This window comes from Deinococcus radiophilus (genome assembly GCF_020889625.1).
Classification (GTDB): domain Bacteria; phylum Deinococcota; class Deinococci; order Deinococcales; family Deinococcaceae; genus Deinococcus; species Deinococcus radiophilus.
In genome coordinates this window covers 362,774-384,633 of record NZ_CP086380.1, presented here as the reverse complement: position 1 = coordinate 384,633, position 21,860 = coordinate 362,774, and the positions used below count along the sequence as shown (strand labels likewise).

Here is a 21,860-nt window from a genome sequence, read left to right as displayed (position 1 = left end):
CTGTCCACTGGCAAGGGGAGCAAAAGATCAGCGTGCTGCGCCTGGACTATGACAACCAGGGACACGTTGTCCAGACGCACGCGCAGCCGCCTTTGGACCGGGCCGAGATTCTGCGGCAGCTACCGCCCGCCTTCCTGCAGCAGGTCTGGGCATCACGGAACGCAGCTCTAGGATGCGAATAATTGAGAACTGAAAAAGGGAGCCGCACTCTCACGGCGAATGCACCGAGAAAGCCCGGCTTGCCCCGGCCTCACTCCCAGCGGTCCAGACCGCGCCAGCCATAGCGCAGTGCCCCCCAGGTGCCCAGCACCGTCAGCGATAACAGGGCACCCAGTCCCAGCATCCCTTCCAGCGACCACAGCGCCGAATATCCCGGAAACAGGTCCGGGCGCAGCACACTGCCTACCGCCGCCTTGCCCAGCAGCGCTGCCGTGCCGGTGGCGTACAGCAGGCTAAGGCCCATGAAAGCCAGGCCCGCCGGACTGACCCCGATTTCGGCAGGGTTATCGGCAGCGAAGCGCGGGGCGGCGGCGCCCATGCCTACGCCGAGCGCCGTAATCACCAGCGCGTTGCTGACCGCCAGCAGCAGGCTGACCAGCATCACCGTCTCCCCCACCGCCATGATTCGGCCACTCGCGGCGGCCAGGGCCAGCGCCAGGACCAGCGTGACTGGCAGGATAGACAGGTATTTGCTCAGCACGATCTGCCGCGCCGAGATGGGGCCGGTGCGCAGCAACCAGTAGGCACGGGCTTCGGTGCTGACGGCCGGAAAAGCCAGCCGCACCGCCACCGCTGCCACGATAAAGCCCTGAAACACCAGCTGGATATAGCCCAGAATCTCCCGGAACTGCGGGTACGGCAGCGGCACGCCCTGCACTGACATCAGGTACACGCCCGCCAGCGCCGCCACCACCAGCAGTTGGCTCCACTGGGTCGGGTCGCGCAGGATCAGCCGCCAGTCCTTGTAGGCCAGTGACCCGCCTACGCCCAGCCGGGCGGCCCAGCGCTCGCCGGGGCTGGCGCGGCGGGGCCGGGGATCAAGGCGCGGGGTGGACGAGTCCAGCGCCCGCGCCCAGCCTTCTTGGTAGGCTTTGCCCGCCAGCCAGGTGGCAAGCGCCAGCAACCCGCCCGTGAGCAGCAGCAGCGGCAGAATGGAGAGCGGCAGCACCCCCCGCGCCGCTTGCCAGACACTCTCGGCGGCCCACGACGGCGGCAGCAGCGGGTGGGTCGGACTGGCGAACTCGCGCAAGATGCGCTCGAATTCGGCGGGATTGGTCATCTGGTTCAGGATGGCTTCGGGGCGCATGGCCCGCACCGCGAACACCAGCCCGGCACTAAAAATGACGCCCAGCCCGGTCGCCACGTCGCGCACCCGGCCTGCCGGGGCCACCCGCATCAGGCCGACCGCCAGCAGCGCGCCGAGGCCCACCGGCGCGGCGAAAATGGCCACGCTGGCCAGCACAATAACCGCGTAGGCCCACCAAGGTGCCTGCGAAAACACGGCCAGCGTGAAGAAGATGGGCAGCGTGAGCAGCAGCGGAACGAGCGCCGTACTGAGAAACGTCTCGAACACCTTGAGACCGAAGACACGGGCCGTGCGAATCGGCTGGGCCAGCAAAAAGTTCAGGTCGTCGCTGAGGTACAGCGTGCTGATGGCGGCAGTGGTGGCGCTAAAGGCCACGCCGGAAGTCAGCACGATCAGGCCGATTTCCAGCACCCGCGCAAACACCGCGATGCCGATATCGCCAAAAGTCCCCAGAAAATTCAGCGCCCGCCAACTGCCCCACACTTCGGCATAGACCAGCGTCAGCCCCAGCACCCCCAGCAGCGCATACCCGACTTTGCTGCCACGCCGAAACGCATTGGCCGAGGCGCGGGCCTTGAGGCGGAGAAGCGAGGGCGGGCGGGTCATGCGGACCCGCGGCAGAGAGCAGAGGGCAGAGAGCCAAAAAGACCCCTCACCTCCGTCTGCGGCAGACCCGCTCCGCTTGGGAGAGGGGTAAAAAAAGCCCTCAGCCCTCTGCTCTTAGCCCTCCGCATCATTCACTCCCGCTGCCGCCCGCGCTGCCTGTTCATTGGCCTGCTCCTCTTCCAGCAGCCGGAAAAAGACCCGTTCCAGGCTGTCGCCTGCTACGCCGCCCGCCGCCGTTCCGGTCTGGGTCCGCAGCTCGTCCAGCGTGCCCGCACCCAGCACGCGACCCCGGTCCAGCACCACCAAGCGGTCACACACCGCTTCGGCCAGCGGCAGCGAGTGGGTGGTCAGCAGCACGGCGCGGCCCCGGTCGGCGTGGCCCCGGAACAGCTCGCGCACCTGCCGCGCCGCGTGCGGGTCAAGGCCGACCATCGGCTCATCCACGATCAACACGGGCGGGTCGGGCAACATCGCCGCGATGATGGCGACTTTTTGGCGCATCCCGTGCGAGTAAGTTTCCACGGGTTCGTTGCCGTACTCGGTCAGGCGGAAGTACTCCAGCCAGCGGTCAATCTGCGCCCCCACGTCCGGCACGCGGTACAGGTCGCCCACAAAGCGCAGCAGTTCGCGGGCCGTCAGCTTGCCGTACAGGTAGGGGCGGTCGGGGATGTACCCAAAGGCGGCCTTGGCCTCCAGCGGCTGCGCCCAGACGTCATAGCCTGCCACCCGCACCGCGCCGGAGGTAGGCCGGGTCAGCCCCACCAGCGCGCGGATGGTGGTGGTCTTGCCTGCGCCGTTGCTGCCCAGCAGCCCGAACAGCTCGCCGCCGCGTACGCTGAAGCTGAGGCCATCCACCGCCGTATGTTTGCCGAACCGCTTGGTGTAGCCGCTGACTTCAATCACCCGCGCAGTGTAGGCGGCGGGGTCTGGCGGGCCTGGCACAGAAAGGGCCTCTAGACTGGGCAGATGCAGCCGGTCCATACCTCCCTCACCTCCGCCGGGAACCCAGTGTATGTCACCGGGCTGGACCACCTCACCGGGGCAGAAGTTCTGCTGACCAGGATCAGTCACGACCCACTGGCGCTCCTGGTCGGCGAAATTCACACCGCCCTGACCGCTCAGGACGAAGGGGCAGTCTTGCTGCACCTGGAAGTACTGGAACAGCCAGAACAGCGCACCCAGGCGGGGCCGGAGGGTCTGAGCGGTTTTCTGCTCAGTCTGCCCCTGGGGGCCAAGCTGTACGACTCAGACGGCGGGCGCTGGCTCCTGGATGTGAATCTGGTCCTGACGGTCAGCGACTATGTTGGGGGCGATGATTTCGCCCTGCAGACCGACTTTATGGTGAATTCGGCGGTGCAGCTGGAGGATTAAACCGCTCCCCGCCCTTACAGCATCGGCAGTTCGTCCAGCGCCCCGAAGTCACGCGGTACGAACAAGCTCCCCTCGGTCACGCCCTGATCACTGATAGCTTCCAGGGCTTCTTCCAGTTCGGCGCTGTCCATGCTCCCGCCCAGATACTCGCGGTGCAGGCGAATCACTTCGGCCACCTGCTCGGGAGTCTCATGGACAAATTCCAGCCGGAAGTGCCGAATGCCCGCCGCATGCCAGTCATCCAGGTGAAGGCCCGCCACCTGCGGGCGGCCCTCAAAAACAGTGTTGCGGCAACCCACGTCGGCCATGACCGGGTGCTGAATGCCGCGCTCGTCGCGCAGCGCCACCCGGTGGGACTCGCAGGGGTGGCCGCAGTTGGTGTAGTCGGTTCCGTCACTCAGAAAGCGGCAAAACACGCAATGCTCGGTGTGGAAGACGGGCAAGTGCTGGTAGGCGATCGGTTCCAGCACCTGAGGCCCCACCAGCCCAGCCAGCTCGGCCACCTGCTGCGCGTTGAGGTCGTGGGTGGGCGTGATGCGCGTCAGCCCCAGGTCCAGCAGGGCGCGGGTGGTCAGCACGTTGGCGGCGTTCAGCGAGAAATCCCCAGTCAGCGCAGGCCGCCCCTGGCCCTCAGCACTCTGCTTTCGGCCCTCGGCCTCCTGCTGCAAGCCTTCGAGCAAGCCGCCCGAACGCACCAGCAGATCAGCGTCCAGCGACAGCAGGAACTTCTGAAGGTTCTGTTCGGTGGGCTTGAGGATGCGCGGGCTGGCCACCCGCACGGCAACTCCGGCGGCCTTGACCCGCTCCACACTGGGTTTCAGGCCGTACAGCTCCAGGTAGTCCAGCGTGATGGAGTCAGGCCGGGCAGTGATGGCCGCCTCCAGTTGTTCGGGGGTGCGGACCAGGACGTGCAGGGCATCGGACTGGGCTTCCTGCACGTCCGGCTCCCGGCCCTCAGCGGCGCGCAGAGCGCTCTCCAGCTGAGGAACCACCTGACGCTCAGGCGCACGGCCCCGCACCTCGGTCAGCGCGGCGGTGGCCTTGCGGCGCAGCGCGTTCAGGGCGCCTAGCGGCAAAAAGAGGCCCGGTTCCAGGCTCGTGGTCAGTGCGTCCAGGTGATACCCCGTGCCCCCCAGTTTGCCCAGTGCCCCGCGCAAACCCGCCTCGTCCAGCGCCCGGTTGCGGGCCTGGCCCAGCGGCGTGTCTCCCTGCGCCGTGACCGTGCGGCCCTGTTCATCGCTCAGCGTGAGGGCGGGAAGCTGCCCCAACCGTCCGACAAAATGCGCCGTGACGGGCCGAGTATATACCGGGTCAGCCGCCTCGGTCAGCGGCTTGATGCGGGCGTTGAGGCCTGGGTCCTGGGTGCGCCAGACTGGGTCACCCTCACGCACACGGCCAGGATCCACCGCGCCACGCCCGAAGCGCAGCTCGTAGCTTCTCCCTTCTGCCTTTGGCCTTCTGCCTTCGGCAAACCTCTCGGCCACTTCCCCGTCTTCCAGCCGCCGGCCATCTTTCCAGACGCCGTACACGAATCCGCCTTCCTCACGGCCCTCCGGCTTGCGCCAGTTGGCAGGATCAAACACCAAGCCATCACCGGCCTTGATGGGCCGTTCCAACTCCACCAGTACGCCACGCTCGGTCACGCCGCGCACGGTGCCCACGCGCACGCCCCGGTGCCTCGGCGCCCGCCCGCGCACCACCGCCTGGTGATTGGTTCCGCTCATAAAGTGCGCGCCCAGCCCGCGCGAGTAGATCTGCTCCAGGTCCTCTTCTTCCTGCAGGGTAATGCTGAGCGGCAGCCCGGCCCAGGCTTCGTCCACCGCCTTGCGGTAAGCCGCTGTCGTCAGTGCGACAAATTCAGCGTCCTTGTAGCGCCCTTCGATCTTGAGACAATCCACCCCGATGCGGACCAGTTCGGGAATCTGGTGCACCGTGTAGAGGTCGCCGGGACTGAGCAGGTAGCGGGCGTCGCCCAGGTCGCGGTAGTCGCCGTCCACAAACAGGTCGTACGGCAGGCGGCAGGCCTGGGCACACTGACCCCGGTTGGCACTGCGCCCGCCCCACGCCTCGGACGAGAAACACTGCCCCGAGTAGCTAACGCACAGCGCCCCGTGTACGAAGGTTTCCAGCTCAATGTCAGTCTGGCGGCGGATTCGTTCAATGTCAGTCAGCGACAGTTCGCGGCCCAACACCACCCGGTTGGCCCCGAAGCGGCGGGCCAACTCGGCTCCCTCGGCAGAGGTGATGCTCATCTGGGTGGACCCGTGGATGTGCAGGTCCGGGCAGATTTCATGCGCCAGCCGCGCCACGCCGTGATCCTGCACGATGATGGCGTCCACGCCCGCTTCGGCCAGCGCCATCAGGCTTTTCTCGGCACGGCGCAGTTCGCGGTCGAACACCAGAATGTTGAAGGTGACGAACCCCAGCACGCCCCGCTCGTGCAGCTCGCGCATCACTTCGGGCAGCTCCTCGCTGGAAATGCCTACTTTGGCCCGCGCATGAAAGCCTGCTCCGCCCTGGCGTGCCTCAGCCTCAGGGGGATTCACCCCGAAAAATACCGCGTCTGCGCCCGCCTCAATCGCTGCCCGAATCTGGGCGCGGCCTCCGGCGGGGGCCATCACTTCGGGCTTGCGGATGAGGGGAGTGGATATGGCGGCGCGTTCAGGCATAACAGCGCAGTGTAGCGGGGTTGGCGGGGCACAATTGCAAAACGGTTCCCGTTGACCCCCCTCAGTAGCTCGTGTGTGTAGATTGCATCATAGGTCGTTCGTCATGCCGCTGAGACTCGCTGCCGCTCTCCTGCGGAGCTGTGCCAGTCGGTTGAAGATGATGTCATCGACTCCTACGCGCCCAACCACACCGCGCCCTGCCGCAGCCCCAAGCCAGCAGGAAGAAGGGGCTTTCCAGTGCAGCAAATGCGGCAGCCCGCGCCTAAGCATCCTCCACAAACACAGCTATTACTTCAGGTGCGCCGACTGCCAGGGCAACACCGCTATTCGCCGCGCCTGTCCCCGCTGTGGGGCACAGCAAACCACCCGCAAACAGGGTGGACAGTTTTACAGCGAGTGCCGAGGCTGCGGCACCTCGGAACACTTTTTCACCCATACGTAAGCCGCCGCACGTGGACTTTCTGACAATCAAGCTTTCGTCAGAGCGGCGGGCGCATAATGCCCCCCATGCCGCGCCCAACCCTCCCCCGCCCCTGGCAGCACTGGACCCCCAACGAACAGCTGGGGATCCTGAACGGCTGGCTGGTGCTGCTGGGCGAGGGCTTTATGAATGTGGCGATTGTCATGGCCGGTTTCGCGGCCAAGCTGGGTGCGCCCAACGCCGTGATCGGGCTGCTGCCCGCCATCGCCCAGGGCGGGTGGATGCTGCCGCAGCTCTACGTCGCGTCGCGGGCGCGGCCCCTGACCCATAAGCTGCCGCTGTACCGCTCCGCCGCTACGGTCCGCACGGTCACTTATCTGATCATGGTGGCCTGCGCTGCCTTTCTGACCGACTGGCCCGCGCTGTGCTTGACTGTCTTTCTGATCGCCATGATGATCAACGCGCTGGCATCGGGAGTTTCAGGACTGCCCTGGCTGGAAGTGGTCAGCAAGACGGTTCCCAGCGAGCGGCGAGCCTGGTTCTTCGGCACCCGCAATCTGTACGGCGGCCTACTGGCCTTCGCGTCGGGGCTGGGCGTGCGCTGGATTTTAGGGTCGGACCTGGGCTTTCCCTACAACTACGCATTGATTTTCCTGCTGGGCACCCTGGCCTTCACGGCTGGCTACGCGATTTTCGGGCGGGTGGACGAACCAGCCGACAAACCCCTACCGCCCGCCAACTTCCGCGAGGAACTACGCTCTATTCCTGACTCGCTGGCTGACCCGGCCCTGAGAGCCTTCCTCAATGTGCGGCTGCTGCTGGCCTTCGCGGCAGTGGGTGAACCGTTTTACGCCGTCTATGCCCTGCGCGATTTGGGCTACCCCGCCCTCTCGTTAGGTACGTTCGTTATGGCGACCACGGCGGCGGCACCGCTGAGCAATGTGGGCTGGCAACGCCTGGCAGAGCGCAAAGGGTCGCGCCGCATCCTGCGTTACGCGGCGGCTTTTGCTGCGCTGGCCCCGCTGACTGCGCTGCTGGCCGGGCACTTTGGCTGGCCGCCTGTGGCTTACGGCCTGGTGTTCGTGCTGTCCAGCGTGGCGGTGCAGGGCTTCAATCTGGGCCACACCAACCATCTGCTGAATATCTCGCCTGAAGGCCAGCGCAGCCGCTATATCGGCACACTGAATACCCTGGTCGGTGTGGCGCTGTTTGCCCCGGTGTTGGGCGGGCTGGTGGCGGACCGCTGGGGGTACACACCCCTGTTCGTGGGCAGCGCCCTACTGTACCTGCTGGCCTGGCAAGCTTGCAGTTTTCTGCGCCGAGACGCATAAACATGCCTATCTTAATCAATTGTTTTTCCTCATCTAATGGGGGAAAGGTGTTCCTATACTTAGGCCCTCAAACGCAGCCAGACGAGGTAAGCGGTCCTTCCGGACAGGAAGGATCAAGGCTGCGAATGGGGGGGAAAATATGAATAAAATGTTTGGAGTGGTCAGTTTACTGACCCTGGCCCTGACGCTATCCGCCTGCTCTAGCTCGGAGGCTCCCGCAGCTCCTGACGCTGAGGCACCCGCCAAGCAGGAGTTTGCCCGCGTCCCTGCCACCGAAGCCGAGTGCGCCACCTTTGACAAGAGCGAAACCGGCGAAGTTTTTGCGCGGGTAGACTACACCGACATCGAAGCCGCCTACAAAGTGGCCATCAGCTTTGAACCCTGGGAATTCAACCAGGACGAGAAGTTCCTGACTGTCAACGTCACCCAGGAAGACTTCGAGCGTCTGCGCGCCAGTGGGCAGGAACTGGGCTTTACCGTCAGCATCGACGAGAAGTTGACGCAGCAGCAGGCCGACGGCACGCTGGACGCCCAGGCCATCGGTGGCTATCCCTGCTTCCGCACTGTGCAGGAAACCTACGCTGCTGCACAGAGCATCGTGCAGCAGTACCCCAACCTGGCCCGCTGGGAGCAGCATGGCCGCACCACCGCCGGAAACCCGATTTACCGCCTGGTGCTCACCAACAAAAACACCAGCGGAACCAAGCCCAAGGTGCTGTTCAACAGTGCCCTGCACGCCCGCGAGTACGCCACCGCCGAGCTGAACCTCCGCTTTGCCGAGAAGCTGGTGGCCGAATACGGCACCAACCCAGACATCACCTGGATGCTGGACAGCCAGGAGTTCTATCTGGTCTTCCAGGCCAACCCCGATGGCCGCGCCCGCGCTGAACAGGGCCGACTGTGGCGCAAGAATGTCAATACCCGTTTCTGTGGCACCGGTTCTACGCCTGGTGTGGACCTGAACCGCAACTTCCCCTTCCGCTGGAACACGGGCGGCTCCAGCTCCGATCCGTGCAACGAAACCTTCATGGGTCCCAGCGCTGGCAGCGAGACCGAAACCCAGGCGTTGATGGGCCTGATGCGCCAGCTGTTCCCGGACCGCCGCAACGACGACCTGACCTCGCCTGCTCCAGCAGACACGATGGGCATCTACATCGACATTCACTCATACTCGCGCCTGAACCTGTGGCCCTTCGGTTCGACCAGCACCAAGCCACCAAACTCGGCTGCGATGGAGAACCTGGGCCGCAAGTTCTCGTACTACAACGGTCACAAGCCCATGCAGGCTGTGGGTCTGTACCCCGCTTCGGGTGGCACGGATGAGTTCGCCTACGGCACCCTGGGCGTGGCTTCTTACACCTTGGAACTGGGCGACGCTTTCTTTGAAGACTGCTCCAAGTTCACCAGCGACATTCTGCCGCGCAACATGAATGCCCTGCTGTACGCCGCCAAAGTGGCCCGCGCCCCGTATCAGATGGCCGGAGGCCCCGACGCCACCAATGTGGCGGTCAGCGGAACCACCCTCACCGCTACCGCCACCGACAATCAGGCTGTAGGCGCAACCGCGCAGGCCATTCGCAGCGCCGAGTACTTTATTGACACCCCACCCTGGGCTGGCGGTACTCCAGTGGCCATGACTGCTACCGACGGCACCTTCAACGGCACCAGTGAAGGCGTGCGCGCCACCATCAACACTGCCGGACTAAGCGCCGGACGTCACACGGTCTATGTGCGCGCCACCGACACCAGCGGCTCGACTGGTCCAGTATCGGCTGTGTTCCTGAACGTGGGCAGCACGCCCACCCCGGACCCAACCCCCGATCCCACGCCCGAACCCACCCCGCCCACCTATGACCGCACCTACCAAGGCACCCTGTATAGCGGTCAGAACCAGGTCACCCAGTACTACCAGTATGCTGGCGGCACCATCACCGGCGAGCTGAAGTTCCCAGCTAGCGCTGACTTTGATCTCTACCTCCAGAAGTGGAACGGCAGCAACTGGGCTTACGTCGCCCAGGCTGACGGCACCTCCAACCCTGAGCGTGTCTCCTACAACGCCACAAGCGGCTACTACCGCTGGATCGTCAACGCCTACTCCGGCAGCGGCAGCTTCGTCCTCGGTGAGAACCGCTAAGGTAGAGTCCCCCACTGACCTACCCTGTCCAGAAAAAGAGGGAGCTGCCTAGCGCGCTCCCTCTTTTTCTGGACTTCTAGGGAAATCCCGTGAAGCACTGAGTCCCGGTCCCAAGTTTACCCGGCGCCCTGCGCCAACGACCGCTTGAGGGCAGGGACACCACCGGGGTAGGCCTGGGCATCCACCCCGTCCGCCTGGAGAAGTTGCGCGGCCAGCGGTGAGCGGACACCACGCTCACACACCACCACCACCGGGCCAGCCAGATCGGCTGGCTGATATTCGCCGTGTTCAATGGCCTGAAGAGTCAGTACAGTCACGGGATAGCTGGGCAGGATCCGTTCCAGCGGATCAGCGAAGCGCAGTTCCTGAGGCCGCAAATCTAGCAAGGTCGCGTCTGAAGGCAGGGGCATGCATCCAGTCTATGGCCGCGCAGCCAGTTGGACTGGGCCTGGTATTTAGGGGCGGTACATTTTGACCTGGCCGCTTTCATTTATGCTGGAACCATGCCTATTCAAGAAATGACTCCGCAAGAGGCGAATGACAAGCTCCAAAACGCCGACGACTATCAGCTGATCGATGTGCGCGAAGAGGACGAGTACGCCGAGGTCCACGCCGAGGGCGCTGTGAACATCCCCCTCAGCCAGTTACAGGAGCGCTATAGCGAAATTCCCCAGGGCCGTCAGACCATCCTGATCTGCCGCAGCGGTGGCCGCTCCATGAAAGCTGCCGAGTTTCTGGAAGGCCAGGGTTACCGTGACCTTTACAATCTGAGTGGCGGCACCAACGACTGGGTTAGCCAAGAACTGCCGCACGTGCGCCCCGCGAGCCGGGAGTAAGTCATGGACGATCAAAACACGCCCAAGCCGCCGATTGACCAAATTCCGGCGACGGCAACTGCTGGCAGCGTAGCGGCAGCCTCAAGTAACAGCGACCTACCCACCAAGGAACAAGTCCTGGAAGCCCTCAAGATCGTCAAAGACCCGGAAATCCCCGTGAACGTGGTGGATCTGGGCCTGATCTATGACGTAGAGATTATGGAAGGTGGCCGGGTCGAAGTCACCATGACCCTGACCAGTGTGGGTTGCCCGGTACAGGACCTGATCCGCGCCGACGCCGAGATGGCCGTAGGCCGCCTGGACGGTGTGCAGGAAGTAGAGGTGGAATTCGTCTGGACGCCACCTTGGACCATGGACAAGATGACCGAAGACGGCAAACGTCAGATGCGGATGTTCGGCTTCAACGTCTAAAAATTGATGGTTCCGCTGCGCTGATGGGTGATGGAACCACGCCGCTCAGCTCAAGTGGTCAGCTTCAAAAGAAAAGGACCGCCCAAGATTCCGGGCGGCCCTTCTTTGTTATTAACCAGCAACGATTCGCCAGCAACCTTTAGTCGCTGCTGCGGGCGATGTTCAGGAAGTGCAAGAACTGGGCCAGCGCCATCGCAAAGGCCAGGACGTAGGTCAGCGCGGCGGCCGTCAGCACCGTTTGTGCGCCTTTGGTTTCGGCTCCGGCGGCGACCAGGCCGTTGGACTTCATGTACGCCATCGCGCGGCGGCTGGCGTCGAACTCGACGGGCAGGGTAATCAGGTGAAACAGCAGCGCCGCGCCGAACAGGATGACGCCCAGCCACATCAGCGGACCAAGGCTGAGCAACAGCCCTGCCAGGAACATCCAGGGGGCCAAGTTACTGCCAATGCTCAGCGGCACGGCCAGTTTGCCACGGGCCACCAGCGCAGGCATGCTGATCTTGTCCTGAATAGCGTGACCCACCTCGTGCGCGGCCACCGCAGCGCCCGCCACACTGGGGTTGCGGAAGTTGGCTTCTGACAGGTACACCTCGTCCTTGATGGGGTCGTAGTGATCGCTCAGCTCGCCGGGGGTCATCTTGACCGGAACGTGTTGCAGTCCGGCGTCGTCCAGCATGCGCCGGGCGACTTCAGCGCCGGTCAGGCCAGCGCTGTTGCGAACATTCATCCACTTGCCGTAAACGTTCTTCAGGTAGAACTGCACCACAAAGGACAGCACCATCAGCCCGATAATCAGCGGGAAATAACCGCTTCCGCCGCCCGTGCCATACATCATAGGATCCATCAGTTGATCACTCCTTATTGGGGGAGCAGCGCAGTTGGCCGCTCATTTGTCTCTTGGTGTGACAGCGAAGCAGTGTCGATCAAGTGGGTTCGCTGTGCCCCCACAGTCCGCCTCAGGCGTACTTCTGGCCCATTATGGCGGATAAAGGCATTCTACCGAAGTCTGATTAAATCCTCGCTAAAGTCTGCGGATCGCGGTAGCCAGCAAGACCAGTTGGACACCGCCCTGAGCCGCAGGCGCAAACGCCGGTTGCACAATCACGTCAATGCCATCGGCTTCTAGGTAGCCACGGGCAATCGCCAGAGCCTTGACGGCCTGATTGACCGCGTGTGGCCCCACGGCCAGCAGTTCTACCTGTGGCTCGGCGCGAAGCAGGCCGGACACCGCCCCCGCCAGAGCCTTGGGCGCAGAGTTAGAAGCCACTTTCAGCTGCATCATCTTCCCCACTATGCCTCAGGTAAGCCCCTGGAGGTCGGTACAGCTTGAAAAAGTTACCCAACGGCTGGAACCGACCAGCAGTTGAGCAAATAAACACTGAACGGCAATCAGATGACGGGCCAACCCCATTCCGGTAAGACAACGTACGCTAAACTGCCGCACACAGAAAAACTCGTATCCATCATGACTTTTCAGGAGGAAATCCATGAGCCAGTCCGACCTACTGCGGCCCAACTTGCCCGAGCAGGGCAGCATCGAGCATATCTCGCGCCAGGAGGCCCGGATTCCGGTGCCTGAGGCATTTGCCGCTCAGGCCAACGTGACGCCTGGGCAATATGCCGAGTGGTACCGCGAGTCTATTGAGAGTCCAGAAACCTTCTGGGACGCCCGCGCCAAGGACTTTCACTGGTTTCAGCCCTACCACCGGGTGCTGGACTGGCAACCGCCCTTTGCCCAGTGGTTCGTGGGCGGGCAGACCAACCTGTCCTACAACGCGCTGGACCGCCACGTAGACGCGGGACGCGGGGACAAGCGGGCGCTGGTCTGGGAAGGTGAGGAGGGCGAAGTGCGCGAGTACACCTACGCGCAGCTGCTGGACGAGGTGAGCCTTACCGCTGCAGCATTGACCCGCTTGGGCGTGAAAAAGGGCGACCGTGTGACCCTCTACCTGCCGATGATCCCCGAAGCGGTGATGGCGATGCTGGCCTGTACCCGTATCGGTGCGCCGCATACCGTGGTGTTCGGCGGATTCGCGGCGGGCGCGATTGCCGACCGGATGGTGGCCGCGGGCAGCGAATTTGTCATTACTGCCGACATTGGGCAGCGCAAAGGCGAACCGTTGCCGCTGAAAAGCGTGGTGGACGAGGCCATCAAGCTGGCCGAAGAACAGGGCCAGGCGGTGCGCGGTGTGCTGGTGGTGCGGCATACCGGCAGTGACGTGACCATGCAGCCGGGCCGCGACCACTGGTGGCACGAGGCGCGGACCGATGAGCGTGAGGATGCCCTGCCACTGGACAGCGAACACCCGCTGTTCATCCTGTACACCTCTGGGAGTACCGGCAAGCCCAAAGGCATCCTACACACCACCGCCGGGTACATGATCGGGGCGGCGCTGAGCACCTATGCCGCTTTGGACCTCAAAGATCATGACCTGTTCTGGTGCACCGCCGACGTGGGCTGGATCACCGGGCACACCTACAGTACTTATGGACCGCTGCTGCTGGGCCAGACCACCTTTATGTATGAGGGCGCGCACAACTATCCCCACTGGGGCCGCTTCTGGGACATGATTGGGCGGCACGGCATTACCATCCTGTACACCGCGCCCACCGCCATCCGCTCCTTTATGCGTCATGGTGACGACACGCCTGCTGAATACGACCTGAGCAGCCTGCGCTTGCTAGGCAGTGTGGGCGAACCGATCAATCCGCAGGCCTGGCACTGGTATCACCGCGTCATTGGCGCTGAGCGCTGCCCGGTGGTGGATACCTGGTGGCAGACCGAAACCGGCTCCATCATGCTGACCACGCTGCCGGGCGCTCATCCTGCCGAGCCGGGGACCGCGGGCGTGCCGATGTTCGGCATTGATCCGGTCATCCTGAACCGTGAAGGCGAAGAAATGCAGGCGGACGAAGGCGGATTTTTGACCCTCCGCCAGCCCTGGCCCAGCATGCTCCGCACGGTGTACGGCGACGACGAGCGTTACGCCAAGACGTACTTTGGCGAGATAGACGGCGTGTACTTTGCCGGAGACGGAGCGCGGCGCAGCGAGGACGGCTATGTCACGGTGCTGGGCCGGGTAGACGATGTGCTTAATGTCTCCGGCCACCGCCTGAGCACCGCCGAGGTGGAATCGGCGCTGGTGGCCCACCCACAGGTGGCCGAAGCCGCCGTGGTCGGCAAGCCCGACGAGATGAAGGGCGAGAGCATCTTTGCCTTTGTGCTGCCGCAAGAAGGCCAAACCCCCGACCCCCAGGAGCTGCGTCAATACGTCAGCGACCTGATCGGCAAGGTGGCGCGGCCCGACCATATCGTGGTGGCCCCGGCGCTGCCCAAGACCCGCAGCGGCAAGATCATGCGCCGCTTCCTGCGGCAAATTGCGGCGGGGAAAAGTATTGAGGGTGATACCTCCACCCTGGACGATCCCAGCGTGCTGGAGCGACTGGCGGCCACTCCGGTGGAGTAAGTCGGAAGCTGAATGACCCTCTGCACGGTGAGAGCCATTCGGCTTCTGGTCACGTTTGCTGCCTAGGCTAAGCCTATGCGCCCCCGCCTCACTCCCCTGAATGCCGACGCACCGCATCTGCTGGCCGTCATGCTGCTGACCGGACTGGCGGGAACCGCGCTGCGTCTGCTCTCTGACCCCGGCGAAACCTTGCCTACGTTGCTGCTCACTGGGCTGTATCTGTCGCTGCCGCTGCTGGCCGCCGCAGGGCTGACCGTCAGTCAGCCCCGGCGCGGGGTGTGTTGGGGCGCGGGCCTGGGTGCGGCGCTGGCCGCCGCCTACTGCAACTATGTGCTGATGGACCCGCAGTACAACCAGGACGCCAATATCGGGCTGGGGCTGTACCTGCTGGGCGGCTTTGTGCTGGTGCTGGGGCCAGCAGCGCTGCTGGGGGGCGCCCTGGGCTATCTCTTTGGCCCGCAGGAACAGAGTGAACCGGCCACTTCCTACCTCCCACTGTGGCCCTGGCTGAAGCCTTTGGGCCTGCCGGTACTGGGGGCCGTGGCAGCCGCCGGGGTGGATTATGCCCGGACCGCTGCGCTGACGGGGCTGGCGCTGGCCGACCTGCTGATCGGTGCAGCGTTCCTCGCTGGCTCGGCCCTGCTGTACGGCCTCCTGCTCAGCCTGTTGCCGCTGCTGTGGCTGCGCGGCCTGGCGGCCCGCACCGGGCAGCCGCGCCATCCACTGGCCGCCTTCTGGGGCATCTGTGCTGGGCTGGCGCTGGGCGGGGTGCTGGTCAGGGCGTGGCCCTCTATGCTGGCGTGGCCTCTTGCGGCCCTGTTGCCACTGTTAGGAGGCGTGCTGGGCTGGCAGACGGCCCGGCCTACCCGCTGACCAATGCCCGCCTTGCTGGTTGGCCTAGCAGCACCCACCGCCTTGCTCACAGCTTCCGGCCACCGTCAGTCCACTGTCCGCGACCACCAGGCCAGCGGGCAGGCCGCACACGTCGCCCGCCTTGCACTGCACGCCCGGCAAGCTGAGATGCACGGTCAGGCGCTCCGGCCCCAGTTCCAGCCGCTCTACGCCGTAACGCAGCGCTGGACGGGTCAGGCTCCCATACTCGAAGCGGGCCGGAGCCGATAGATCCAGCGTGATCTTGGCAGTAACCCGCTCGATAATCGCCAGCGCCTTGCGGGTGGTCATCCAGCCGCGCTGCGCTTCTTCTGGTGTGCCGTCCATCAACTGAAACACCGTCTCGCGCCAGCGGTTGACCGTGCCGCCGCAGTCCACCGCCTCCACACTGACCGCGCCGATTTCGGTGAGGTGGTAGCCCGCCCCAACCAGCCGCTCACCGTGCAGCCAGAACTCCAGCGGGCGCTGGGGCTGCACCTGTAGGGCCGCCAGAAACTCGGCGGTGCTGAGGCTTTGGGCCGAGGGCTGGGTCATGGCTGGCGCAGCGCGCTGGGTCATGCCCAGAGCCTAGACCTATACATTGAGGATTGTCAATCTATATGTGAGATAGGGTGTCCGGTCCTACCACAAACGCCGCACACGCAGACGGTCCTGCGCCGATATCGGCTCCATTTCGCGCAATGTGGTCTGGCGAGACAGGACCTGAGGCTGCGCTTGCTCCTGCACTTGGCGGGCGGAGATCAACGTTTCTTCTACGCTCACTATCCTGGGCCTGGCACCTTTGAGGACATGCACCGTGGCCTCGGTGGTGACACTTCCCGCCGGAGAGCCAAATGGATCACTCCGGTAGATCTCCAGCTGGCCGAACTGCCGGAGTTCGCCCGCCTGCCAGTCCAACAGCGACAAATCCGCACTTCCACTTCCAGCGTCGCCACATCCTATGACCAAGGCCATTTCACGCCGGCCGTCCCGGTTGAGGTCACGCAGGCTGTAGCCTTCTGTCGCACCGCACAGGCCCGTATTGATCACCCTCCCCAGATCAACCAGCCAGCCTGCGCTGCCCTGTTCACTGGACAGCACCGCCAGCAAGACCGGCGGTTCCCCGTCCATCACGTCAAAGACGGTCAGACGCTCAGGCTGGGCTGTTCGGAAAGGAGCGACCACGCTGAACAGGACATTTTCCAGGCCAAGAGGGATCAAGGTGCGGTAAGAATGCTCCTTCTGAACGGTCTGCATGGCCAGGCGAACCGGCTTGCTCCCGGCGATCTGAGTCAGCAGCGCCGCCTCAGCACTGGAAAATCGTTGCTCCACGCTCGGCGCTGCCGGGTCATAAATGACGGGCCACCGTTCCACCTCGGCGGGAGTCAGGGCGGCTGCCCCACCCCAGAGCAGCAACGCCAGGAGAAGAAGACGCTGCATCATGGCTTGCATTTTCTCACAGGGCCGCGCCACAATGCCCACAGGCGACGAACCGAAGGAGTAGCCGCATCCAGCCCCCACACAGCGAGCCTGAGACGGTGAAAGTCAGGCAGGCGGGCAGGCGGCGAAGGGCAGCGGGGAGCCGAGGAAAAGGTAAAAGTGCTGGCCAAGTGGGCCGGAACTGGGGTGGAACCGCGCATGTCCCGTGCGTCCCCGGATAAGCAACGACGCTTGTCCGGGACATGTCTGTATCGCTGATACCCAGAGAAACCCCCTTAAGCATCATCGGCAGTCAACGAAAGGAGCCACACATGCCCGCACAAACGATGGAAGAACTGGTCAGCCTCTGCAAACGCCGGGGATTTATTTTTCAGAGCAGTGAGATTTACGGCGGCCTGCAAGGTTTCTACGACTACGGCCCACTAGGCGTAGAGCTGAAAAACAACATCAAGAACGCCTGGTGGCGCGCCAATGTCCACGAGCGCGACGACATGGAAGGCCTGGATGCCAGCATCATCATGCACCGGCTGGCGCTGCGGCACTCCGGGCACGAGGCCACCTTCAACGACCCGATGGTGGACAACAAGAAAAATGGCAAGCGCTACCGCCTGGACCACCTGGTCAAGGATCAGAAGGCTGAGGTGCTGGCCAAAGTGGCTGAAGGGGTAGGCGAGCAACCGGAGAACATCGCTGCCGTTTCGGCCCGGCTGATGGAAAACCCAGCCCGCGCCGCTGAACTTCTGGTGGCGGCTGGCGTGCGTGACTCACACTCCGGCGAAGTAGGCGAGTGGACTGAGCCACGCCCCTTCAATATGATGTTCAAGACCACCGTGGGTCCCGTACCCGACGCAGATTCTTACGCCTACCTGCGGCCCGAAACCGCGCAGGGCATCTTCGTGAACTTCAAGAATGTGGTGGACAGCACCAGCCGCCGTCTGCCCTTCGGTATTGCGCAGATCGGCAAGGCGTTTCGCAACGAGATCACGCCGCGCAATTTCGTGTTCCGGGTCCGCGAGATGGAGCAGATGGAGATCGAGTTCTTCTGCGCCCCCGGAACCGACGAGGAGTGGCACGAGCACTGGCTGGAAAAGCGTCTGAGCTGGTGGGAAGCCCAGGGCGTGCCACGGGGCAAAATCATCGTAGAAGACGTCCCCGCCGACGACCTGGCGCACTACTCCAAGCGCACCTACGACCTGATGTACGACTTTCCGACCCTGGGACATGATGAAATCGAAGGCATCGCCAACCGCACCGACTTTGACCTGGGTTCCCACACCAAGGGACAGGCCGAACTGGACTTGAGCGCGCAGGTGATGGAAAATGCCGACAGCGTCGCCAAGCTGACCATTCCGCACCCTGAAACCAACAAGCCGGTCGTGCCGTTCGTGATCGAACCCTCGGCTGGGGTGGACCGCGCCCTGCTGGCGGTGCTGAGCGAGGCGTACCACAAAGAAACGCTGGAAAACGGCAACGAGCGGACTGTGCTGAAACTCCGCCCCCACCTGGCTCCCATCAAGGTGGCGGTGATTCCGCTGGCCCGCAACAAACCTGAACTGGTGGACCTGGCCCGCCAGATCAAGGCGGATCTGCAAAGCCTGGGGCTGGGCCGCATTTTGCTGGAAGACAGCGGCAACATCGGCAAGGCTTACCGCCGTCACGATGAGGTCGGCACGCCCTACTGCGTCACCGTGGATTTTGACACGGTGGGCAAAGGCGAGGACGCCGCGCTGACCGACACAGTGACCATCCGTGACCGTGACACGCTGGCCCAAGAGCGCGTGGCGATTGCCGATCTGGCCGGCTGGCTACAGGGCAAGCTGCGCTGATGTGCCGCATGGTGTACCTGGCTTTGGGTGCGCCTGCGGGCAAAGCGACGGCCACAGGTAAACCACACCAGCCCCAAGAGCGCCTGATTGCTACCTCACAGCGACGTTCTTTGCGGCTGGCCCGGGAAGCGCACCCACCCGCCCGCGTGCGGCAAGCACTGGGACAGCAGGTACACCGCCTTGACAGCAGCGACGGCTGCGGCTGTGCCTTTGAATCAGACGGATCAGCTGAATCTGGCGTGATGATGGCGTCCCTCGCCGAAGCTCTGGCGCTGCTGTGCGCTGAAGTGGGCGAAGTGCGGCTGTATTCCGACTGGGACTTTGAGCAAGTGCCCGCGATGCGACAACTGAGCCTTGATGAGGTGGCTGCCCAGCGCTGGCGCATAGACCAGGCAGTGCTATGGCGGGTGACTGAAGGAAAACAGTAAGCCACCCGATGACCTGCCCCAGAGGTGTCCATAACATCGCGGCGAAGCAGCCGTCGCAGCCGTCGCCGCGATGTTATGCGAGCAGCTTGGCACATCCCGTTTGGGGTTCAACCGACATGCTCCCAGCTAACACTCGGCAAGGGCTGAACACTACACACAAAAGAAAAGGAAGAGGCAGTCCCAAATAAGGCGCTGTCTCCTCCCTTTTTGTTACTACATCTGTCCAAAGAAAAAGGCAGAGCCCTAAGAGCCCTGCCCTCTTCAGTAGGCTAGATCAGCCGACCAGACGGCCACCGAAGCGGTTGGCAGCGTCCATTACGGCGGCTTCGTTCACGCTGTCGTCTACGGCCACAGCGCGGCCACCACTCTGGTAGGTTTCGTTGATGGTGCTGTAGTTGGTGGTGCCGGTGTCGTAGGTGTCGTAGTAGCCGGTCGTACCAGCGTCATCAGCTTCGCGGGCAGCTTCGCCAGCAGCGCCGACAGCCGCACCAACGCCACTCCCCAGCAGGGTCAGGCCGATCAGGGGAGCAGCCAGGCCGCCGGTAGCGACGGTAGCAGCGGTCGCGCCAGCCAGTGCAGCGCCAGCCAGGCCAGCAGCAGCGCCAGTTGCAGCGCCTACTACGGTGCCTTTGACAGCTTCTTCGCCGATGGACTCGCCGTCCATGTTGTCGTTGGCGTAAGTGCCGGTGGTGTAGTGGGTGTCGGTGTACTGGGTACCCGTGGTACGGCCAGCAAAGCCTTCGGTCTGGCCCTGGCTGTAAGCATGCTGGCGGTGGTCTTCACGGACCAAGCCCTGACGCTTCAGTTCGTTAGCAAAATCGTTGGCTGCTTGCATAGTCGGAAATACAAAGTGTTTCATGGGTTCCATTTTGCCCAGGCCGTCCAGACGCTCTATGAGAATTGCGCAAATAGGGCTTGGCCAAGTCTGACCGCCAGCTTATGAGTAGGAATTTGTCCGATTTTCTTAAGGTCAATCATGATCTGATAAAGCTTCGCCGGGAGCGTACTTGCCCCTCAGGTACTCACGTTGGGTGTCATAGTCGCGCCGCTGACGCTGACGCTGCTCATCCGCGATCTGCCCCATACGCCGCTCAATCAGCCCCAAAGCCTCAGCCAGATCAGCTTGCTGCTCCGGTCCGGCCAGTTCCAGCAGCCGCGGCAGATCTTCTTGGGCCGCTTGCCGTACCTCGTAGGCCTCGCGGCCCAGTTCACCCCGGGTGGCCTGCATGGCGGCGTGCATGGCCGATACGGTGGCCCGGAGCTGAGGACGCGAAGTTGCGGGTAAACGGGACTCATGGCGGTTCAGCAGCCGGATCAGATCACGCTCGGCTCCGCGCTGCTCCAAGCTGGCGCGGTCCAGGTTCAGGTCTTCGCGCACTTCCGCGGCGCGGCGGCGGCCCTGACGAACTCCCCGCTGCGCCGTCTGGAGTCCCAGGTAGCCGATCACCAGCACGACGAGCAGCGTCAGCGCCAGCAATGCTGCACCCAGCGCTCCATGACCCGTGACGAAAGCCACCACCGAAAAAATCAGCAATAACCCCAGCGCGGCGATGCCTGCCATCCCCGCCATGGCCAGCCCAAACACCCGCTGGAACACCGAAGGCGGCGCGGCTTCCCGCTGAACATCTGGCTGGGGGAGCGGGGGTTCAGGCGTCATGGGCCGCAGGCGCGCCGGTTCGTCCAGCTGCACGCGCTGATCTGAGGATTTGGCAAAGCGCTTATGCGTCACCTTCCGATAATAAAGGGCCTGTCCCCCTCAAAAAGAAGGGGAGGTGACCCCTCAGCGGCCACCTCCCCAAATTAATACCTAGCTTAGAGGCTGAACTTTACGCCCACCTTGGCTTTGAAGACCGTGCCGGGCTGGCTCAGGAATTCGTCTTTGACCTCGTAGTTCGCGCCGTCACCTGGCTTGGCGGTGTCGGACTGATCGCCCTGGCTGTAGGTGATTGGAGCTTTGAAGAACTGATCTACTCCCAGATCCCCCACCAGACTGACGTTGTTGGCCACCGGATAGGCCACCTGCAGGCCGCCGCCTACGCCCAGGGCGTTCGAGGAGTAAACAGCCGAGTCAGACCCATCGGTCGGGCTGACGGTGCCACTGAACATGCCATAGCGGCCGCCGGCATACAGCGTGGCGTCTGCGCCAGGGGCCAGCTGACCCAGGCGGTAGGTGCCGTCCACGCCCAGCACCACGGCGCGGCCCGCTTCGGTGACCAGACCGTCCGCTTTGGCGTCGCCCACCGTGCCCAGCAGACCGTACTCTGCACTGTCGTTGATCAGGTCAGCGGAGGTGTAGCTGCCGCTCACCTTCACACCGAAAGGCCCAGCCACTTCGGGAACATGCACGAAGCCCTCAGCGCCCAGGCCCCCACTGTAGCCGCCGGTCAGACCCAGCTCTACACCACTTTGGCCCACCTGCACGCCACTCTGTGCTCCGGCAGCGCCCAGAGCTGCCACGGCAATCACCGCAAAAAACTTGTTCATGGTGACAATCTATTCCAGCCGCGTGATGCTTTTCTGAAATTGGCGTCTGTTAAACTTTCAGAATATTGAACTCGGTTCAATAATATGGTCTGACCCGGCGGGTCACGGGGGAAATGGCGGCAAAAAGCCGCGATGCCTGCCGATGTTCACTTCCCCTGCTCTCCGCCCGGTGACACCCGGCAGCCCTGCTTTAGACTGATGAGGTCTGACCCGGCGCAACGAATCATTTTGCAGGCCACTGTGGGCCGCAGAATCTCTAA

Annotated in this window: 20 protein-coding genes; 9 read left to right on the top strand and 11 right to left on the bottom strand. The window is 63.6% G+C overall.

Annotated elements, in window-relative coordinates; translation table 11 throughout:
• Positions 1–250: 250 nt before the first annotated feature.
• Positions 251–1,912, bottom strand: coding sequence for a putative ABC transporter permease subunit (locus LMT64_RS02080; RefSeq protein WP_126351361.1), 1,662 nt, complete (start codon positions 1,910–1,912; stop codon positions 251–253).
• Positions 1,913–2,026: 114 nt separating this feature from the next.
• Entirely contained in the window at positions 2,027–2,893 is an 867-nt protein-coding gene (locus LMT64_RS02075; protein ID WP_170165922.1) for an ABC transporter ATP-binding protein, read from the bottom strand.
• On the opposite strand from LMT64_RS02075, the gene LMT64_RS02070 reads away from it, so the two are divergent.
• Positions 2,879–3,283 carry a hypothetical protein gene (locus LMT64_RS02070; RefSeq protein ID WP_126351362.1) on the top strand — a complete coding sequence of 135 codons (405 nt, stop codon included), beginning with the start codon at positions 2,879–2,881 and terminating at the stop codon, positions 3,281–3,283. The genes LMT64_RS02075 and LMT64_RS02070 overlap by 15 nt on opposite strands.
• Positions 3,284–3,297: 14 nt before the next feature.
• Here LMT64_RS02070 and LMT64_RS02065 read toward each other — a convergent pair whose 3' ends face one another.
• Positions 3,298–5,952, bottom strand: coding sequence for a U32 family peptidase (locus tag LMT64_RS02065; RefSeq protein ID WP_229253299.1), 2,655 nt, complete (start codon positions 5,950–5,952; stop codon positions 3,298–3,300).
• Positions 5,953–6,459: 507 nt separating this feature from the next.
• Here LMT64_RS02065 and LMT64_RS02060 point away from each other — a divergent pair.
• Positions 6,460–7,704, top strand: a complete 1,245-nt coding sequence (locus LMT64_RS02060) for an MFS transporter (RefSeq protein WP_229253298.1) — start codon at positions 6,460–6,462, stop codon at positions 7,702–7,704.
• Positions 7,705–7,843: 139 nt separating this feature from the next.
• Positions 7,844–9,838: a M14 family zinc carboxypeptidase gene (locus tag LMT64_RS02055; protein WP_126351364.1), complete on the top strand. Its 1,995-nt coding sequence runs from the start codon at positions 7,844–7,846 to the stop codon at positions 9,836–9,838.
• A gap of 116 nt (positions 9,839–9,954) precedes the next feature.
• Here the strand turns inward: LMT64_RS02055 and LMT64_RS02050 are convergent, their stop codons facing one another.
• Positions 9,955–10,248, bottom strand: a complete 294-nt coding sequence (locus tag LMT64_RS02050; protein WP_229253297.1) for a rhodanese-like domain-containing protein — start codon at positions 10,246–10,248, stop codon at positions 9,955–9,957.
• A 93-nt stretch (positions 10,249–10,341) separates the two neighbouring features.
• Here LMT64_RS02050 and LMT64_RS02045 point away from each other — a divergent pair, with 93 nt between their 5' ends.
• Complete coding sequence (locus LMT64_RS02045) at positions 10,342–10,674, top strand: rhodanese-like domain-containing protein (RefSeq protein WP_126351366.1); 333 nt, start codon at positions 10,342–10,344, stop codon at positions 10,672–10,674.
• A gap of 3 nt (positions 10,675–10,677) precedes the next feature.
• Positions 10,678–11,085 (top strand): metal-sulfur cluster assembly factor, encoded by a 408-nt coding sequence (locus tag LMT64_RS02040; protein WP_126351367.1) that lies wholly within the window; start codon positions 10,678–10,680, stop codon positions 11,083–11,085.
• Between the two features lie 139 nt (positions 11,086–11,224).
• On the opposite strand, the gene LMT64_RS02035 is transcribed toward LMT64_RS02040, so the two are convergent.
• A complete protein-coding gene (locus LMT64_RS02035) occupies positions 11,225–11,929 on the bottom strand; it encodes a zinc metallopeptidase (RefSeq protein WP_126351368.1) in 705 nt (234 codons plus the stop codon).
• Between the two features lie 177 nt (positions 11,930–12,106).
• On the bottom strand, positions 12,107–12,367 hold the full coding sequence (locus LMT64_RS02030; protein WP_126351369.1) for a stage V sporulation protein S: 261 nt from the start codon (positions 12,365–12,367) through the stop codon (positions 12,107–12,109).
• 205 nt (positions 12,368–12,572) lie between these two features.
• Here LMT64_RS02030 and acs point away from each other — a divergent pair, with 205 nt between their 5' ends.
• Both acs and LMT64_RS02020 read left to right on the top strand, forming a co-directional pair.
• Complete coding sequence (acs, locus tag LMT64_RS02025; RefSeq protein WP_126351370.1) at positions 12,573–14,552, top strand: acetate--CoA ligase; 1,980 nt, start codon at positions 12,573–12,575, stop codon at positions 14,550–14,552.
• A 75-nt stretch (positions 14,553–14,627) separates the two neighbouring features.
• The gene (locus LMT64_RS02020; RefSeq protein ID WP_126351371.1) at positions 14,628–15,425 is read left to right on the top strand and encodes a hypothetical protein; all 798 of its coding nucleotides are present in this window, start codon (positions 14,628–14,630) and stop codon (positions 15,423–15,425) included.
• 24 nt (positions 15,426–15,449) lie between these two features.
• Here the strand turns inward: LMT64_RS02020 and LMT64_RS02015 are convergent, their stop codons facing one another.
• Together LMT64_RS02015 and LMT64_RS02010 are read right to left on the bottom strand one after the other, a co-directional pair.
• A complete protein-coding gene (locus tag LMT64_RS02015; RefSeq protein ID WP_126351372.1) occupies positions 15,450–16,001 on the bottom strand; it encodes a DUF6428 family protein in 552 nt (183 codons plus the stop codon).
• 63 nt (positions 16,002–16,064) lie between these two features.
• Positions 16,065–16,865, bottom strand: coding sequence for a hypothetical protein (locus tag LMT64_RS02010; protein ID WP_126351373.1), 801 nt, complete (start codon positions 16,863–16,865; stop codon positions 16,065–16,067).
• A gap of 308 nt (positions 16,866–17,173) precedes the next feature.
• Here LMT64_RS02010 and LMT64_RS02005 point away from each other — a divergent pair, with 308 nt between their 5' ends.
• Together LMT64_RS02005 and LMT64_RS02000 are read left to right on the top strand one after the other, a co-directional pair.
• The gene (locus tag LMT64_RS02005) at positions 17,174–18,688 is read left to right on the top strand and encodes a glycine--tRNA ligase (protein WP_126351374.1); all 1,515 of its coding nucleotides are present in this window, start codon (positions 17,174–17,176) and stop codon (positions 18,686–18,688) included.
• Positions 18,688–19,116 carry a hypothetical protein gene (locus LMT64_RS02000; protein WP_126351375.1) on the top strand — a complete coding sequence of 143 codons (429 nt, stop codon included), beginning with the start codon at positions 18,688–18,690 and terminating at the stop codon, positions 19,114–19,116. Before LMT64_RS02005 ends, LMT64_RS02000 begins: the two co-directional genes overlap by 1 nt.
• Positions 19,117–19,390: 274 nt before the next feature.
• On the opposite strand, the gene LMT64_RS01995 is transcribed toward LMT64_RS02000, so the two are convergent.
• The 3 genes from LMT64_RS01995 to LMT64_RS01985 all read right to left on the bottom strand — a co-directional run bounded on the left by LMT64_RS01995 (position 19,391) and on the right by LMT64_RS01985 (position 21,600).
• Complete coding sequence (locus tag LMT64_RS01995; protein ID WP_126351376.1) at positions 19,391–19,975, bottom strand: hypothetical protein; 585 nt, start codon at positions 19,973–19,975, stop codon at positions 19,391–19,393.
• A gap of 111 nt (positions 19,976–20,086) precedes the next feature.
• Positions 20,087–20,845 carry a hypothetical protein gene (locus tag LMT64_RS01990; protein ID WP_126351377.1) on the bottom strand — a complete coding sequence of 253 codons (759 nt, stop codon included), beginning with the start codon at positions 20,843–20,845 and terminating at the stop codon, positions 20,087–20,089.
• Between the two features lie 83 nt (positions 20,846–20,928).
• The gene (locus LMT64_RS01985; protein WP_126351378.1) at positions 20,929–21,600 is read right to left on the bottom strand and encodes a hypothetical protein; all 672 of its coding nucleotides are present in this window, start codon (positions 21,598–21,600) and stop codon (positions 20,929–20,931) included.
• Between the last annotated feature and the right edge of the window lie 260 nt (positions 21,601–21,860).

Coding starts and splice junctions, on each gene's coding strand:
- LMT64_RS02080 (WP_126351361.1), bottom strand. CDS start 1,912: ATGACCCGCCCGCCCTCGCTTCTCCGCCTCAAGGCCCGCGCCTCGGCC.
- LMT64_RS02070 (WP_126351362.1), top strand. CDS start 2,879: ATGCAGCCGGTCCATACCTCCCTCACCTCCGCCGGGAACCCAGTGTAT.
- LMT64_RS02075 (WP_170165922.1), bottom strand. CDS start 2,893: ATGGACCGGCTGCATCTGCCCAGTCTAGAGGCCCTTTCTGTGCCAGGC.
- LMT64_RS02065 (WP_229253299.1), bottom strand. CDS start 5,952: ATGCCTGAACGCGCCGCCATATCCACTCCCCTCATCCGCAAGCCCGAA.
- LMT64_RS02060 (WP_229253298.1), top strand. CDS start 6,460: ATGCCGCGCCCAACCCTCCCCCGCCCCTGGCAGCACTGGACCCCCAAC.
- LMT64_RS02055 (WP_126351364.1), top strand. CDS start 7,844: ATGAATAAAATGTTTGGAGTGGTCAGTTTACTGACCCTGGCCCTGACG.
- LMT64_RS02050 (WP_229253297.1), bottom strand. CDS start 10,248: ATGCCCCTGCCTTCAGACGCGACCTTGCTAGATTTGCGGCCTCAGGAA.
- LMT64_RS02045 (WP_126351366.1), top strand. CDS start 10,342: ATGCCTATTCAAGAAATGACTCCGCAAGAGGCGAATGACAAGCTCCAA.
- LMT64_RS02040 (WP_126351367.1), top strand. CDS start 10,678: ATGGACGATCAAAACACGCCCAAGCCGCCGATTGACCAAATTCCGGCG.
- LMT64_RS02035 (WP_126351368.1), bottom strand. CDS start 11,929: ATGGATCCTATGATGTATGGCACGGGCGGCGGAAGCGGTTATTTCCCG.
- LMT64_RS02030 (WP_126351369.1), bottom strand. CDS start 12,367: ATGATGCAGCTGAAAGTGGCTTCTAACTCTGCGCCCAAGGCTCTGGCG.
- acs (WP_126351370.1), top strand. CDS start 12,573: ATGAGCCAGTCCGACCTACTGCGGCCCAACTTGCCCGAGCAGGGCAGC.
- LMT64_RS02020 (WP_126351371.1), top strand. CDS start 14,628: ATGCGCCCCCGCCTCACTCCCCTGAATGCCGACGCACCGCATCTGCTG.
- LMT64_RS02015 (WP_126351372.1), bottom strand. CDS start 16,001: ATGACCCAGCGCGCTGCGCCAGCCATGACCCAGCCCTCGGCCCAAAGC.
- LMT64_RS02010 (WP_126351373.1), bottom strand. CDS start 16,865: ATGATGCAGCGTCTTCTTCTCCTGGCGTTGCTGCTCTGGGGTGGGGCA.
- LMT64_RS02005 (WP_126351374.1), top strand. CDS start 17,174: ATGCCCGCACAAACGATGGAAGAACTGGTCAGCCTCTGCAAACGCCGG.
- LMT64_RS02000 (WP_126351375.1), top strand. CDS start 18,688: ATGTGCCGCATGGTGTACCTGGCTTTGGGTGCGCCTGCGGGCAAAGCG.
- LMT64_RS01995 (WP_126351376.1), bottom strand. CDS start 19,975: ATGAAACACTTTGTATTTCCGACTATGCAAGCAGCCAACGATTTTGCT.
- LMT64_RS01985 (WP_126351378.1), bottom strand. CDS start 21,600: ATGAACAAGTTTTTTGCGGTGATTGCCGTGGCAGCTCTGGGCGCTGCC.